Raw genomic sequence first — 15,383 nt, 5'->3', positions numbered from 1 at the left:
GCTTACAGCTTAATAGCTTTACTGAGTCGTTTACCAATGTTAAGGGTTGAAAGTACAAAACCATATAAAGTAGTATATTCCTTATGCAGGCATGAGTATCTGGGATTCTTAATTGAACCGCACGTTGTTCAATTAAATCCGGACGGCGATTTTTCTCTTACCCATCAAAGGCTGTTCACAAATACCGCTAAGGAATTTTCTGCCGGCTTTGATGAAAGTGATTTCAAGCTCGTTAAACTTCTCGAAGAGACAGAGCAAGGACATATTATAAAACGCTATTATAAAAAAGCCATTCGTCCGATGGAATTTTTCAGTAAGATATACGACGAGAAGCTCCATAACACGATCAGGCCAAAAATAGAAAAGAGGATTGTCGAGGCTCTTTCATTGCTTCAGAGCAAAGAAATATATCTGATGAGTAAGGAGGGTTGGCCGGTGGAGCGCCCGCTTTCTATTGCAGAAGAGCCTGCCACCGTGTTGTTTCACTTCAGGAAGAATGAAGAAGAGACCCGTTATTTTCCTACGATAAAATACCAGGGAATCAGGATAGAGTTTATGTTTAAAGATGCACAGGTCATCTGTAATGATCCTGCCTGGCTTCTTCTTGAAAATGTACTGTATTTTTTTGAAGGCGATATCGAAGGAAAAAAGCTTCAGCCCTTTCTTAATAAGCGGTATATATCGATTCCTAAATCGGCAGAGAAAACATATTTTGAACGGTTCGTTGCGCCCCTGATTGAAAAACACCATGTTTATGCTGAGGGATTTTCCATCAATACAGAACGATTCGAAGCGATACCAGTTCTAAAGGTCATATTTATACCCAGTGGAACATCTCAGTTACAGCTTTACTTTAGGTATGGCGATTATGTATTTTCCGCCGGTAGCGATAGGAAAGTTTCTGTAAAGATGGAGAAGGAGAAAGATAATTATATCTTCCATCGCATTAAACGGTCGATTGACAGGGAAAAGACAAAGTTACAGGAGCTGTTATCACTGGGACTCAAAACTACCGGTGGAATGTTTGTTTACCTGGAAACTGAACAAAAGACCGACGAAGATCCTGCTTTCTCTGTAATTAACTGGCTGAATACGCACCATGAGGAATTAAGTGCAGGAGGCTTTATAATTGAACAGCCTGACGGAAATAAGCGATTCCTTTTCGGGCAAAGTTCTATCAATCTTGAAATTCAAGAGAATAATGATTGGTTTGATCTGAAGGCCTTTGTTCGTTTTGGACCTTATTCTATTCCCTTCCTTGAACTTAAACATCATATTTTAAATAAGATCCGTGAATTTGTTTTGCCTTCAGGAGAAGTGGCTATCATTCCTGAGGAATGGTTTTCGCAGTATAGTAACCTGCTTAGCTTTACGGAAAAAGGCCATGGCGACCTGCGGTTGAAGAAGCACCATATAGGACTAATAGCTGATTTCGCCGACAGTGAACTGGCGACTGTAACAATAGACAGGAAACTTCAGAAGCTTTCTGACTTTCATGAAATTGAAGATGCACCTATTCCGGTGAACTTTAAAGGGACTCTACGCTCTTATCAGAAAGCTGGTTATAACTGGTTTCATTTCTTAAGAAAATACAATTTTGGTGGCTGTCTTGCCGATGATATGGGGCTCGGTAAAACAGTTCAGACACTTGCCTTACTTCAGAAAATTAAGGAAGAAGGCGATACGGACGGAACAAGTTCTACCTCTCTTATCATTATGCCCACGTCTCTTATCTATAACTGGCTGAACGAGGCGGGGAAATTTGCGCCCGGATTGAAGATACTGGTACATACAGGAAGTTTCAGAAATAAAGACGTGGAACGATTTCTTCAGTATGATGTAGTTCTTACTACTTATGGGATTACACGCGTGGATGCCGAGCTCATGGAGCACTTGTATTTTCATTACATCATTCTTGATGAGAGCCAGAATATTAAGAACCCGGATTCTAAGGCTTATAAGTCGGTAAAAACGTTAAAGTCGAAACACAAGCTTATATTAAGCGGCACCCCTGTTGAAAATTCCGTTAATGATCTATGGACACAGATGTCGTTTATTAATCCCGGTTTGCTGGGAAACCAGCATTTCTTTCAGAACAACTTCGTTACTCCAATAGAAAAAAAGAAAGAAGAAGACAAGGCGAGGAAGCTGCAGGCTATTATTAAGCCATTTGTTTTGCGTCGCACAAAAACCCAGGTCGCTAAAGAACTCCCCGAAAAAACAGAACAGCTTTTCTATTGCAGTATGTGTGAGGAGCAGGCAGAATACTACGAAAAGGTTAAATCTGAATATCGTAACGAGCTTTTGAAAACGCTCGAAGACGGTACTTTTGCCCGATCGCAGATACAGGTGCTCCAGGGGTTGACTAAATTAAGACAAATAGCCAATCATCCTTTTATGGTGGACAACAGTTATGAGGGCGAGTCGGGTAAGTTTGAAAATGTTATTCATACCCTCGAGAACGTTTTAGCTGAAGGACATAAAGTACTGGTTTTCTCACAATTTGTGAAGCAGCTGGACATTTATCGAAAATACCTCGACAACGAGCGGGTTCCTTACGCTTATCTGGATGGAGCGACGAAAAACCGGGGTGAAGTGGTAGAGGAATTCCAAAAGAACAGTGATATAAAGTTATTCCTGATTTCGCTTAAGGCCGGGGGAGTTGGGCTGAACCTTACGGAAGCAGATTATGTATTTATGCTGGATCCCTGGTGGAACCCGGCAGTAGAGCAGCAGGCGGTAGACCGCACTCACCGTATAGGTCAAACAAAAAATGTCTTCATCTATAAGTTTATCACCAAAGACAGCGTAGAAGAGAAAATACTGGCCCTGCAAATCAGGAAACGTGCGGTTGCTGATTCATTAATCACAACAGAGGAAAGTTTCGTGAAATCTTTAAGCGCAGATGATATCAGGGAAATACTTAATTAATGGACAGTTGACAATGAGATTTCGTAGCTTCAGTAAACAGATAACTTAACCAGTATACAATTTGTTCATTTTCTCATTCTCCATTGTCAACTGTCCCTTGTCAATTCCATCATGTATTCTTCTCTTGAAATGAGCTCCGCTCCCATGCGTTCAAGGTGCCCGCTGTATATCTGGCAGTCGATCAAACGGTAATTCCTATTTTGGCAAAGCCATATAAGGGCAACTTTAGACGCATTACTGATGAAGCTGAACATGCTTTCGCCGCAAAACACGGGACCCATTGAAATTCCATACAAGCCGCCCGCAAGAGTTCCTTTGTACCATACCTCTACAGAATGAGCAAAGCCTATTTGGTGAAGTTTGGTATATGCCTTTTTCATTTCTGAAGTAATCCAGGTACCGTCCTGATCTTTTCTTGGCGAAGAAGCGCAGGCCCGAATCACGTCGGAGAAGGCGGTATTTTCGGTGACAACAAATTTGTCGGCTTTTATTAGCTGTCGCATGCTTTTTGATATTGTTACCTTTTCAGGAACAAGAACAAAACGTTCGTGGGGAGAATACCATAGAATTGGCGTTTCATCAGAATACCAGGGGAAAATGCCCGAACGATAAGCAAGCAACAAGCGCTGGGGTGATAAGTCGCCTCCTACTGCAAGTAAACCGTCGTCTTCTGCAAGTTCGGGAGGGGGAAAAGAGATGTTGTGGTTCTCCAACTGGAAGATCATACTGACGGGGATGCTTTTGACAAAAATAACAGAATCCCGTGAACCTGCATATCTGCATAATCGAACTATCAAGAAAATACTCCTCGATAGACATAATTGGTCATGCTTTCTTTTTGATTACAAGCTTTTTACTCATCGATTTAGAAATGTCATCCATGAACTTCTGCATCTCACTGTATTTGGCGGCGGGGATAACGTGGTTTTTTAAAGTGAAGATAGTGGTGCTATTTATCTCATGTTTCCCGGCATCGTATAAGTATTTAACCTTATAGCTTCCATAACTAAAATTCATGTCGACATCGGCAGGCAGCGATTCAACTTCAAAATCGCCCGGAATGACGATAGAAGTGGTATTCTTCTTAAGCATCGGATGAGGGAAATAGAAGTCTGTTTTCCTATTCTCTGTTGGAGGAAATGTGGCATGATATATATCGAAAACCCGTGGTTTGTAGAAATATTTATTTCCGGCTTTCATGTCGCTGAGGTCTGTGTACGCAAGATCAAGCAGTATTTCCTTTATGCCGTCTTTGTCGTTCTGGTGCGAAAGTTCAAATAGATCGGGTTGCCGCAGATTAAGCGCATTGATAAGAAATTTCTTTTGCTCATCCGCTTTAAGGGTCGACATATGGATGTACATGTCGCGATATTCACCGGTTGCTTTAATAGCAATTTTTGTCCTGGCTATGCCATCGTCTCCTACAGTGATCGTCGTTTGGCTGTCAAAAACATTATCATCCAGCTTACTTGCCGGAGTATTCACCAGTTTGCCACCTTCCTCCGTCACTATTAAAGCATTCCTGTTCTCAGTAAACGTGCCGAGCTTGCCAAACGGATTGGTTGTACTTGTGCACTCCAGCCAGGTTGTGTCGTTCTTAAAGGGAACGCAAAGAACAATATGATTAAAGGAGTCGTTGACAAAATCTTCATCTGCTGGTTCTTCATTCTCTCCTGCTCTGATAAGCGTATAGTATGACTTAATACCAGCGATTTTAAGCAGTGTATACATATAGTTGGTGAGCGCTTTGCAGTCGCCGTATTTCTTCTCATCTACAAAGGCTGCGGAGAAGGGCTTTAATCCGCCTATTCCGAGCTGGATGCTTACATAGCGAGTATTTTTCTGCATGTACTCATATAAGAACCTGGCTTTTTCTTTATCATTAGCGAAGCCAGCTACCATCTTTTTAATTTCTTCCTCTCGTTGAGGGCTCAAAGAGGATACGTCTTTATTTAACGTCTGCTGCCAGATTCCAAAGCCCTTCCATGTACTCATGTCGCCGGGTAATCCGTCGAATTCTATATTGTTTGTTGCGAAAGAGATGTGCGGGAGTACTTTCCAAGGTTTTGAGTCTTCCTCCGGTTTGATGGCTTTCAGATTTTTTACTTCCCAGGAAAACACATCCATGCCGTCTTCAGTGCTTTTTCGCGGCTGAAGCTTTATGTTTTTAACTTTGTATCTGAAGCCGACACCCGGATTAACAGAAACTTTGAAAGAAGCGTTCTGAACAGCTTCTTCCTCCTCCTGGACGTTCCAGTCTCCCAGGTCGAGGAAGCTGTTCAGGCTCTTCTCGTATATTTTTTCAATAGTAATGGGATAACTAACAATATTGTGCTTTGTCACAAGCACTCTTCCGTCTGTAATGATCGAAATGTTGTCAACCGCGGATCGGTCATACATATCGCTTTTCTTATAGCGTTTGATCAATTTCCCACTGGCGTCGTATACGATCATCTCCGCACCATTCACAGACGAAAATTTCTTATTATAACCGATTACCATTAATGCTTTCTCCTCGGCTTTTTCATTGAGGATGGTCTCAACGGAATGCTGTCTTAGGGTCGCCCTGGCCGGTCCCTTGACCGTCATTTCCATTGAGTAATATCGTACTACCGAATTTGCATCTTTCTTAAGCGAGTCGGGAATTCCTGAAGAATTATATAGGTCTGCAGCAATGCCTGTTTTTTGCGAATAGGTATATGTGGCAGTGGATAACAATAAAGTCAGGGCTGCCAGACTTTTTTTTAATACCGATACCATCATGACTTCTTAAGTACAATTTGCTCGTTCAGCATTTCAAACATTTGTTTATAAAACTGCCTTAACAGTGGATATTCATCTTGCACATATAGAGCTTTCTTAAAATCGATCACATACCTCACAATAATTTGTCCCTCACTGTTGCTTACGATCCTCTGAAAGCTGATGCTTTTGTCGGGCATCACTAGGTTGAGGCTTTTAGGAAGAGCATCTGCTAAGTAGTTTGGGGGTATTCCATAAGAAGCAGTTAATGTATATTTTTTTTTGTGACCAAAATCTACCACTGTTGAGCGGTTTTCTGTTAAAAAAGGATTAGTTCGAAGAGAAGTAAACAGATTCGGATTAAAGTAAATATAGTCGCCATCTACTCCCTTCAGCTCCATTTCAAAATCCAAGAGTTCCTGTAGAGGAAGGGAATCAACATCAACGCCCTCTATTTTCATGTTTTTTATTTTTATACTATTGTCCTTTTCAGTGAGCCATTCTTTGAACTTTTCTTCTCCCTCTGTTTTGTAGAGCCGGACAGAATTCATTTTATGATAGTCGAAGTCGTAAATTTTTGCATTGCCGTTTATTTTTCCGTCAGGCTTGATATCCGCAGTGATAAATATATTTTTCCTTGAAGTATTGGGGCACGAGATATTTATCAAATTATACGTTTTATTGTCTTTATTTAAGCTTAATCCGTAAGAATTTAGAAGATTGTCGGGGATAGAATTATACAGCTGGTATTTATTACTAGCGTCAAGGATATACTTTCTGGTGCTGTCGACAGGAATATAAACGACGGTCCTGTTGAATTGACGAAGCCATGGGAAGGCGATGTTCACTCTGCCGTTGGAGCGGGTGCTTACTATCATAGGATAAACGTTTCCTACTTCGGCTAGTTTTAAAAGCCGGTATAATATGAGGTTTATTTCGGTCGAGTTACCTGTTTTCTTTTGCCATGCCTTAGATACGCCATCATTTGTATACCATACGTCTACATCGTTCCATTTCATGCTATTTCTCACTTCGTTAAACAGAAATGCAATTTTCTCGTCATTTGATTTCAATGCTTTTGCTTTGGCAACGATAACGTCCTCTTCCTGTAATCTTTTTGAACTGAGCGCCGAAGTCTTCGTCGTCAGCAAGCATCCCTGCCACCTTTTGCCAGGTATCGATATATGTTTGAGTGAAGCCGCCAATAGGTTTAATTTCGGTAAGCTGGAAAGAAACGGACTGAAGATTGTCATTTCTCGAAGTCATGAATGGCTCATCACTTAACGACGGAACATTCTGTAATGCTAGCAATCTTATATTAACGTTATATCCCAAAGAATTAGCCCCATTAGGAATAGATTTTGATTCGGACATCGATTTGTTTTTACAAAAAGGCTGGTGTACCCGTTGTTGTATTTTGTAATACAGCATGTCAGGAACAGAAGTCCGCAGTTCGCTATATCTCACTGGTATTTTAGATTGAAAGACCCAGGACGGAAAGTTGCCATAAGACGGCGTTTTCCATTGATATTTAAACTCTACTATCGATCCCGGTTGGACATCCGGGAACGTGAAAACCAGAGCCGTACGGTTTTTATCGATGATTTCTGTGAAAATTTGTTTTCGCTCAAGCTTGGTTATCATGGGTTTCCCGTCTCTGTTATTAATTGTCTGAGCCTGTAAGCTAAAGAGGTCTTCATAATGGCCGCCTGAATAATACTCAAGCCTTACGTTTGCTTCGTCTTTTCCTTTTTCATTGAAGATCTTAATTCGCTTATGCCGCTCCATGATGATATCGAAGTTCTGATCAAAGTAAACGTCGGCTTTGGGATCAAGCGGAATTCCTGGGGGGAAGGCTTTATTAAGCATAAATATTAGCAAGACGGAATAAGAAGAAAGCAGTATCTCTAACACCTCTGGAGGTAGCTCTGAAAGCCTTGATCTTGGCATTGAAAGATTCAGCAGCGGCGTTGGTACTTCTGTTGTCAAAGAAGTTCAGGATATATTCGTAATGGCTTTGTACCGATCTGGCTACTGTGCTGAAAGAATCAATAGCAGAAGTTTCCACATCATTATACCACATGGCCAGTCTTTTAAAAGCCTGTGTCTTGCTCTTACAGATGGTAAAGATGTTACTTAACCTGAGGGCTAACTGATAGGCTTTATGTAACAGGGGATAGCGGGGAAATAGGATGTCTGCACGTTCTTTTTGTGATGGAGTCCATTTGCTTTCGTGTTTAAAGAGCAGATATCTGCTTCGGGCCAGGAGCTGCTTGAGGGTATCGCCATTAGGAAGCACCTCAGGCTGATAGCTTTGTTTGGTTTTCCTGGCCTGGGCAATCCGTCCGTTCTCCTCTTCCAAAGCTTCCCACCGGTATCTGATCCTGAGCTCCTGAACAGCATCGCTGGCAAGCTTTTGTACATGGAACCGGTCAATGACCCGGCGGGCAGATGGAAAGCATCTTCGGATAGCTTTGGCCATATTTGCAGCCATATCCAGGGTTACTTCTTTTACTTTTTTTCTCAGGCGGAATGATATACGCTCTAAAACTGCAATGATCTGATCGGCCTGAGTGCCTTTCAGCATGGCTACAATGCTCCCTTTTCTCCCTCTTGCAGCCTTATTAGTGATTATAGTATACAATTCTCCGCCAGAGAGGGCCGTTTCATCTATACTGAGGTATTCTCCCATGTTGGCCGGGAATATCATCCATTCGGCAGCATGATCTTTCTGTTCCCACTGATGGAATGTACTGATATGATCTTTATATTGTTCCTGTAACTGTTTACCGTCAATCCTAAAATAGTGTCCCAGTTGATGACAGCTTACCGGATAATTATCCAAATATTCCTTTTAAAAAAGCGGCGAATTCTGTGGTCATCCGCGCTCCTTTCTGTACTAAATCCCAGTCTCTGGTTACTATAGTCCCTTTATCTGCTACTTCCCATCTGCGCCGTTTTATACACAAGTTTACCTTCTGGCCCCGGATAGGAAAGTCCTGAATGGTGATTTCGGGCATGAACCCCTTGGATTCCAGCTTTTGGTTGTGATATTCCTGGGGAAGGATATTCTTCTCTTCAAGATATATATGCAGGCCTGCTGCACTTTGAAGCACCTGTGTTAATTCAAAAAATTCTAAGATGCCTTTCGGTAATAATATGCTCGCTAACTGTAGGTATGGATCTTGCAAGGGTTACTCTTTTTACGTGTTATTAACTCTCCGCAAAAAAACAACTTTTCATTGTATCCCCCAAGTATTCCGCTTGATCCCGGCTTTGTCGAATAATACCATTGCATTGGCGTCCTTTTCAAAAGACGCTTCGCTTAAGGTGAAGTCGGAGGGGTCAATTTTGCCGAAAGGCATCGTTTCAGTTTGTGCATACGCTATGAAAAGCAGCATCTGAAAAGGCAGGATCAGAAAGAAGGTTTTTTTCATGTTTAAAGTGAAAGGTCAGCATAAAGTTATTAAATGAATTTTAAATGACAATTCATTTTTGAATTATTTTTTCTCTATCTCGCTGGTATTTTGAAAAGTTCCTGTAATTAAACCAAACAGCATTTATGGGGTCAAAGAATAATAACAATATCTGCCGCTTATAACCAATACCCGATGAAAAGATCAAAGAACACAGATCAGATTAAACATTTGTATTCGAGGGCTTCCTTTGGGATCCGTTACGCTGAACTAGAAAAACTTTCGGGCATATCTCCCGCGAAAGCGGTCAGGAGATTATTAAAGCAAGCTGAAAATGTAGAGCCGCTGAATGAAGTATCCGAGCGCCTTCAGCGGCCGCCACGGGCTGAAAACCCGTCTGAAGAAGTGATAAAAGAATATTTGAGGAAGAGGAACGAACAGGAGACAGCCATAAACATCGCGTGGACAAAGCGCTTTGCTCAGACTGAAGCTCCGCTTCTAGAGAAGATGACTCTCTTCTGGCACGGACATTTTGCTTGCCGCATGAACGATGGTTATTATTTACAGCAGTTAAATAATGTGCATCGCCGAAATGCATTGGGTAATTTCAAAACCTTGTTGACAGAGGTCGCTAAGGCGCCTGCTATGCTCTCATTTCTAAACAACCAGCAAAACAGGAAGGGACGGCCCAACGAGAACTTTGCCCGTGAGCTGATGGAGCTTTTCACGCTGGGACGAGGGAACTATACAGAGAACGATGTAAAACAGTCGGCAAGAGCATTTACTGGCTGGCAGTATAAAGGCGCGACCGGCGACTTCTTCTTTAATCAGAAGCAGCATGATGACGGCAGCAAGACCTTCTTCGGTAAAACCGGAAACTTTTCGGGTGAGGACATTATTGATATGATCCTTGAAAAAAAGAAAACGGCTTATTTTATTTCAGAAAAACTATATAAGTTCTTTGTGAATGACATTCCTAACCCTCAGCATGTGAAAGAGTTAAGTGAAGCTTTTTATTCGTCGGGATATGAAATAAGGCCTCTCGTCGAAAAGATCTTTACGAGTGCATGGTTTTACGATACGAAAAATGTCGGAAATAAGATTAAGTCTCCGGTAGAGTTCCTTGCCGGTTTAAACAGGCAGTTTAATATTCAATATGAGAGCACGAAGGTGCTGCTGCAATTGCAACGTTCAATGGGACAGGCTGTGTTCTATCCTCCAAATGTAGCAGGCTGGGCCGGTGGTCAGAATTGGATAGACAGTTCTTCTCTTCTTACACGTATGAAACTGCCTTCCGTCCTGCTCAATGGAGGCATTATTGAATCGGATGGGAAAGCCGATCCTGAAGACGAGGCTTTTATATCTGCTGCGAAAAGACAAAGGTTAAATATCGAAAAGCGAGTTAGAGCACAGCCCGGCTGGGAATTGTTTCTTAAAGAGATCCCCGAAGAAATTACCAGAGAGGACCTCGCTTATCTTCTGATCGCAGGAGATCTTAATCAGGAGGCCTTGAACAGAATCGATACGGGGAACATTAAGAATATGGTGATACAGTTGCTGAGCACTCCTGAATATCAGCTCTGCTGAATTCTAGTATCAGGTATATAGTATCAAGTATCAAGAGAAAAGGTGTTTCATATTAATTAACAATTATGAAAAGAAGAGATTTTTTAAAAAGTACAACATTGGCGTCGGGGGTATTTCTGATTCCGTCTTTCCTTAAACCTTTTGAGTCACTTGCTTTGGATGAGCTGTCAGGCTATAAGAACCTCGTTATTGTTCAGCTTTCTGGAGGGAACGACGGACTTAATACCGTGGTTCCTTATGGCATGGATGTTTATTATCAGAAACGAAGGAGTATTGCCCTGCCGCAGAGTGAATTGATCAGACTGGATGACCTTCAGGGCCTGAATCCGAATATGGGAGCGTTAAGAGAAATTTATGACCAGGGATGGATGACGGTGGTAAATAGTGTGGGCTATCCCAATCCCGATCGGTCGCATTTTCGTTCTATGGACATCTGGCAAACGGCCAGCAATTCTGATGAATATCTTACTACGGGTTGGATAGGCCGGTATCTCGATTCTAATTGTCAGAGCTGCAAGGATCCATATGCTGCTATTGAGGTTGACGATACTCTTTCCCTTGCGCTTAAAGGTAAATCCAGCAAGGGAATTGCGGTGAAGGACCCGGCGAAATTATACAATAACACCAGAGAACCTTTTTTTAGGGAAGTAATAGAGAACCACGATAAGCACCTGAACGAGGATAACCTGGGATATCTTTATAAGACGATGATCGAGACATATTCGTCTGCAGGGTATATTCAGAAGACGTCGAAAACGTACGAAAGTAAGGGCGATTATCCTCAAACCGGTTTTGCAAATCAGCTAAAAACCGTGTCCCGCTTTATTAACAGCGGGTTGAAAACACGGGTCTATTATGTGTCGTTAAGTGGGTTTGACACTCATACAGGGCAAAAAGACCAGCAGGGACGCTTATTGAAACAGTACAGCGAAGGCATGGCTGCTTTTTTGAATGAGCTGAAAAGCACTGGAAAGCTAAATGATACGCTGGTGCTCACTTTCTCTGAATTTGGCCGACGGGTGGAGCAGAATGCGAGTAACGGGACTGACCACGGGACTGCTAATAATGTTTTTGTTTTTAGCGGAAAGTTGAAAAAGCCAGGAATCTATAACGATGCCCCAGATCTGAATAATCTTGATAATGGCGATTTAAAATATAAGATCGACTTCAGACAAGTATATGCAACCGTACTCGATAAATGGCTGGATGTTAATAATAGCAATATTTTAAACAGGCAATTTTCGGGACTGGATTTTATATAAACTATTTGCAGGAAGCTTCAATCAAACGGTCTGCCTTGTTACTCCCTATCTTCCTGACAAACTGAAGGTCCTCACAGGACCCGTCTTTATCACCTTGCTTCAGTTTCTTACGGGCTTGCTCGATAAGGTCGTCGATAAACTCATCGTCATAACCAAGTTGTTCCTTCAACCGGAGGATCTTTTGCTCGTCTTCGGCACTGAAATTATTCTGCTCTCTTTTGGCATAGAAATTAGTGATGGCACCCGTTAACTCTTCCTGTGCCCGATAGGCGTTAATGGCGTCTCTTATTTCGGCAGGTGAGCGGGTTGCACAATTAGAATCGCTGAGTGAAAAACTAACTGGCATGACCAACACCGTGGTGGTGTCAAAAGAAGCCGGCATATTCCACTTTCCTGATGTTAAACGTACAATTCTTAACGCTTCTTCGTCAAGGTCAATCCCCATACCTTTCTGAACTTTAGAGCCAAATACTTTACCTTCACGTGTGAGTTTAAAGCTAACTTCTATTGTGCCCTGAATACAATTTTGTTTTGAAAAGCCGGGATAAATAAGGTTCTCAGAAATAAACTTTGCCATATCTTTTCTGCCTCCTTTAAAAACTGGGCCTTCCCCCTGTTTAAATGAAGCAAAAAAGGAAGTCCACAATAACAATATCCACGTCAGTATCATATCCTTATATATAATTTATATAACGAAATAACAACCGATTTATTGAAAGGTGTGACCAAGAATGGGCAAGCCTTACTCCTCTGTATCAGGCTGTCTGGGTTCCTTGCTAATCTTATCGAAGATCTTATCCATACGTTCCACGTATTCGTTCGTGTCGTCTACAAAGAACTCGAGTTGCGGGACGATGCGCACCTGATTTTTAATCCGGCTTCCGAGCTTATACCGGATTTCGTTCGCATGAGCTTTAACGGTATTCAACGCAAGGGAGGTATTCTGATTGTTAAAGAAGCTTAAAAATATACGTGCAATAGCAAGATCAGGAGTCACTCTCACTTTAGTAATAGTAACCAGTGTATTAGGCAAGAAGCTCATCCCTTCACGCTGAAAGATCTCCGCAAGATCCTTCTGAATTACTCCTGCAAATTTTTGCTGTCGTTTGCTTTCCATCTTATTATAACGTTACCTGTAACCGAAAGTTGGAGAAAATCCAATTCCTTTCAATCCAAAGGTAAGGAAATTAGTTTGCAGTTAGCCGGGTTGGGGGAGCACCCTGGCCAATTTTATCAGATCGGCATACTGTGACATCCATCATTTCGCGGCAAAGCTGATTTTTGTAACTTTACATCAATCAGAATAAAATACGTTTTATTTTATTTCCGGCGATGCCGGATGAAAACTGATTTGAAAACCTAATTTTTGACTTATAAAATCATCATATATGGAAACTATTCTTGTTCCTGTTGATTTTTCGAAAACATCGGACCACGCTGCTAAATATGCTTTACGAATAGCGCAACAAATTGGTAATTGCCGGCTTTTGCTTCTTCATACAGTGCGTGTTGGATATTATGAAACTATTCTTCCCTCCGTTGATTACACACAGTACGGTGATGAAGATATTCAAAGAATGCACCGCTCTTTCCTTAAGAAGTTAAATAATCTGAAAGATCGTTTGTCGTCACTCTGCGGAAAGAACCTCCCAATTGATATTAGTATTGAAGAAGGGAGCCTTTTAGCCATCATTAACGAAATTAATGCACACGAAAAGCCGTTCCTTGTGATCATTGGAAGTAATGGAAGCAGCGATTTGAATGATAGAGTGCTTGGAACAAATACTATACGGATTGCAAAAACATCAACCAAGCCTGTTTTAGTTGTTCCTCCAAATGCCATGTTTAAGCCTGTTGAAAAAGTGGTTTTAGCATGCGATTTCAGGAAGATCACCGAACTCATCCCGGTTGACAGCCTTAAGACGATAGTTAAAACCTTTGGTGCAAAGCTCGAGGTTTTGAATGTTAACCCTAAAGGCGAGCAGCTGAAGGAAGATCTGCTTCGGGAGCAGGCCTTGCTTGATCAGATGCTAAATGATTTGGATCACGAGTATCAGTTCACCAGCAACCGGAATGTAGCTGAAGGTATTTTGGAATATGCACATGATAGCAAGGCACAGATTATTATTTCCCTGCCCCGGAAGTATAGCTTTTTTGAATCTATACTTCACGATAGCATATCTACTAAATTAACCTTTCGCTCTGACAAGCCAGTGTTACTTTTAAGAGCTTATTAGGTTAAAGGAGCATAGGGATATCTCTGTAAGTGCAGGTCTTTCACCTTCTCGTATATCAGTTGTCTGAATTCCTCTACATTTTCCTTATTTAATGCAGAGATAAACACTGCCGGACTGACATGACGGCTCATCCAGCTGTTTTTGAATTCGTCAAGAGTCAATGTGCCGCTCTCCTCAGATCCTTCATGGGTATACGCGTCTATCTTGTTGAATACTGTAATAGTATTCTTATCTGCAGCGCCTAAGTCCTTTAACGTCTCATTCACTGTCCGTATCTGATCTTCAAAGTTAGGGTGTGATATATCTACCACATGAATCAGGATATCTGCCTCACGCACTTCGTCAAGTGTTGATTTGAAACATTCTACAAGGTGATGGGGCAGCTTTCGGATAAAGCCGACGGTATCCGACAGAAGGAACGGAAGATTCTCTATCACCACTTTACGCACCGTGGTGTCGAGGGTAGCAAATAGCTTGTTTTCCGCAAAGACATCCGATTTGGAGATCATGTTCATGATAGTTGATTTGCCTACATTAGTATAGCCAACCAAAGCGGCCCTTACTAGTTCTCCCCGGTTCTTTCTCTGTGTCTCATTCTGCTTGTCAATTAGCTTGAGCTTTTCCTTCAATAGGGCTATTTTATTCTGGATCATCCGGCGGTCACTTTCTATCTGCGATTCTCCCGGACCACGCATCCCGATCCCTCCTTTTTGCCGTTCAAGGTGGGTCCACATGCGTGTTAACCGTGGTAACAAGTATTGCAACTGAGCCAGTTCAACCTGCGTTTTCGCCTGGGCTGTTTGTGCGCGCCGTGCAAAAATGTCGAGAATGAGGTTGCTTCTGTCGAGTACTTTTACCTGTAGTTCCCGCTCTATATTTCTAAGTTGCGAAGGTGAAAGCTCATCATCAAAAACAACAAGATCTATCTCTTCCGATTTTACATATGCATCTATCTCTTCAAGCTTTCCTTTTCCCACAAACGTGGCCCTGTCGGCCCTTAGCATTTTTTGCGTAAAGGTTTTCTCTGTTATTCCTCCAGCGGTGTCAACCAGAAACTCTAGTTCTTCAAGGTACTCACGTTCCAGTTCTTCGGTCTCATCAGGAGTAATGATACCAACCAGGACTGCCCGCTCCGGCTTTATCGCCGTATCATAAAATTTTTGTCTCGCCATTTATCTATTTCAAGAATCAAGAGTTCGAAGATTGTA

At 41.9% G+C, this 15,383-nt stretch carries 14 protein-coding genes; 4 read left to right on the top strand and 10 right to left on the bottom strand.

Translation table 11 applies throughout. From position 1 onward, the window contains the following. Positions 1–36: 36 nt before the first annotated feature. Entirely contained in the window at positions 37–2,931 is a 2,895-nt protein-coding gene (locus BDE36_RS00630; RefSeq protein ID WP_128770694.1) for a DEAD/DEAH box helicase, read from the top strand. A gap of 86 nt (positions 2,932–3,017) precedes the next feature. On the opposite strand, the gene aat is transcribed toward BDE36_RS00630, so the two are convergent. From aat to BDE36_RS00595, 7 genes are all read right to left on the bottom strand, one after another. Then, positions 3,018–3,656: a leucyl/phenylalanyl-tRNA--protein transferase gene (gene aat / locus BDE36_RS00625; protein ID WP_141813341.1), complete on the bottom strand. Its 639-nt coding sequence runs from the start codon at positions 3,654–3,656 to the stop codon at positions 3,018–3,020. Between the two features lie 100 nt (positions 3,657–3,756). After that, positions 3,757–5,694, bottom strand: a complete 1,938-nt coding sequence (locus tag BDE36_RS00620) for a DUF3857 domain-containing protein (protein WP_141813340.1) — start codon at positions 5,692–5,694, stop codon at positions 3,757–3,759. Beyond that, the gene (locus BDE36_RS00615; RefSeq protein ID WP_141813339.1) at positions 5,691–6,824 is read right to left on the bottom strand and encodes a hypothetical protein; all 1,134 of its coding nucleotides are present in this window, start codon (positions 6,822–6,824) and stop codon (positions 5,691–5,693) included. The genes BDE36_RS00620 and BDE36_RS00615 overlap by 4 nt, the downstream gene beginning before the upstream one ends. Further along, complete coding sequence (locus tag BDE36_RS00610; protein WP_150309384.1) at positions 6,733–7,542, bottom strand: DUF3857 domain-containing protein; 810 nt, start codon at positions 7,540–7,542, stop codon at positions 6,733–6,735. The genes BDE36_RS00615 and BDE36_RS00610 overlap by 92 nt, the downstream gene beginning before the upstream one ends. Beyond that, the gene (locus BDE36_RS00605; protein ID WP_244939602.1) at positions 7,535–8,518 is read right to left on the bottom strand and encodes an ISAon1 family transposase; all 984 of its coding nucleotides are present in this window, start codon (positions 8,516–8,518) and stop codon (positions 7,535–7,537) included. Before BDE36_RS00605 ends, BDE36_RS00610 begins: the two co-directional genes overlap by 8 nt. Further along, a complete protein-coding gene (locus BDE36_RS00600) occupies positions 8,511–8,789 on the bottom strand; it encodes an ISAon1 family transposase N-terminal region protein (protein ID WP_244939601.1) in 279 nt (92 codons plus the stop codon). The genes BDE36_RS00605 and BDE36_RS00600 overlap by 8 nt, the downstream gene beginning before the upstream one ends. Before the next feature lie 123 nt (positions 8,790–8,912). After that, positions 8,913–9,110, bottom strand: a complete 198-nt coding sequence (locus BDE36_RS00595; RefSeq protein WP_141813336.1) for a hypothetical protein — start codon at positions 9,108–9,110, stop codon at positions 8,913–8,915. 174 nt (positions 9,111–9,284) lie between these two features. Between BDE36_RS00595 and BDE36_RS00590 the strand changes: the two genes are divergently transcribed. Both BDE36_RS00590 and BDE36_RS00585 read left to right on the top strand, forming a co-directional pair. Further along, the gene (locus BDE36_RS00590) at positions 9,285–10,676 is read left to right on the top strand and encodes a DUF1800 domain-containing protein (protein ID WP_141813335.1); all 1,392 of its coding nucleotides are present in this window, start codon (positions 9,285–9,287) and stop codon (positions 10,674–10,676) included. 65 nt (positions 10,677–10,741) lie between these two features. Then, a complete protein-coding gene (locus BDE36_RS00585) occupies positions 10,742–11,938 on the top strand; it encodes a DUF1501 domain-containing protein (RefSeq protein ID WP_141813334.1) in 1,197 nt (398 codons plus the stop codon). 1 nt (position 11,939) lies between these two features. On the opposite strand, the gene BDE36_RS00580 is transcribed toward BDE36_RS00585, so the two are convergent. Further along, positions 11,940–12,515 (bottom strand): energy transducer TonB family protein, encoded by a 576-nt coding sequence (locus BDE36_RS00580; protein WP_161987505.1) that lies wholly within the window; start codon positions 12,513–12,515, stop codon positions 11,940–11,942. A 165-nt stretch (positions 12,516–12,680) separates the two neighbouring features. Then, a complete protein-coding gene (rbfA, locus tag BDE36_RS00575) occupies positions 12,681–13,055 on the bottom strand; it encodes a 30S ribosome-binding factor RbfA (protein WP_128770701.1) in 375 nt (124 codons plus the stop codon). A gap of 271 nt (positions 13,056–13,326) precedes the next feature. Between rbfA and BDE36_RS00570 the strand changes: the two genes are divergently transcribed. Further along, positions 13,327–14,175: a universal stress protein gene (locus BDE36_RS00570; protein ID WP_141813332.1), complete on the top strand. Its 849-nt coding sequence runs from the start codon at positions 13,327–13,329 to the stop codon at positions 14,173–14,175. On the opposite strand, the gene hflX is transcribed toward BDE36_RS00570, so the two are convergent. Continuing rightward, positions 14,172–15,347 carry a GTPase HflX gene (hflX, locus tag BDE36_RS00565; protein ID WP_141813331.1) on the bottom strand — a complete coding sequence of 392 codons (1,176 nt, stop codon included), beginning with the start codon at positions 15,345–15,347 and terminating at the stop codon, positions 14,172–14,174. The genes BDE36_RS00570 and hflX overlap by 4 nt on opposite strands. Positions 15,348–15,383 lie beyond the last annotated feature (36 nt).

It is taken from the genome of Arcticibacter tournemirensis (assembly GCF_006716645.1).
GTDB lineage: Bacteria > Bacteroidota > Bacteroidia > Sphingobacteriales > Sphingobacteriaceae > Arcticibacter > Arcticibacter tournemirensis.
Note: the sequence above shows the minus strand (reverse complement) of the source record. Positions and strands in the feature narration are given on the sequence as shown.

Coding starts and splice junctions, on each gene's coding strand:
- BDE36_RS00610 (WP_150309384.1), bottom strand. CDS start 7,542: ATGCTTAATAAAGCCTTCCCCCCAGGAATTCCGCTTGATCCCAAAGCC.
- BDE36_RS00570 (WP_141813332.1), top strand. CDS start 13,327: ATGGAAACTATTCTTGTTCCTGTTGATTTTTCGAAAACATCGGACCAC.
- BDE36_RS00630 (WP_128770694.1), top strand. CDS start 37: ATGTTAAGGGTTGAAAGTACAAAACCATATAAAGTAGTATATTCCTTA.
- hflX (WP_141813331.1), bottom strand. CDS start 15,347: ATGGCGAGACAAAAATTTTATGATACGGCGATAAAGCCGGAGCGGGCA.
- rbfA (WP_128770701.1), bottom strand. CDS start 13,055: ATGGAAAGCAAACGACAGCAAAAATTTGCAGGAGTAATTCAGAAGGAT.
- BDE36_RS00590 (WP_141813335.1), top strand. CDS start 9,285: ATGAAAAGATCAAAGAACACAGATCAGATTAAACATTTGTATTCGAGG.
- aat (WP_141813341.1), bottom strand. CDS start 3,656: ATGATCTTCCAGTTGGAGAACCACAACATCTCTTTTCCCCCTCCCGAA.
- BDE36_RS00580 (WP_161987505.1), bottom strand. CDS start 12,515: ATGGCAAAGTTTATTTCTGAGAACCTTATTTATCCCGGCTTTTCAAAA.
- BDE36_RS00585 (WP_141813334.1), top strand. CDS start 10,742: ATGAAAAGAAGAGATTTTTTAAAAAGTACAACATTGGCGTCGGGGGTA.
- BDE36_RS00595 (WP_141813336.1), bottom strand. CDS start 9,110: ATGAAAAAAACCTTCTTTCTGATCCTGCCTTTTCAGATGCTGCTTTTC.
- BDE36_RS00620 (WP_141813340.1), bottom strand. CDS start 5,694: ATGATGGTATCGGTATTAAAAAAAAGTCTGGCAGCCCTGACTTTATTG.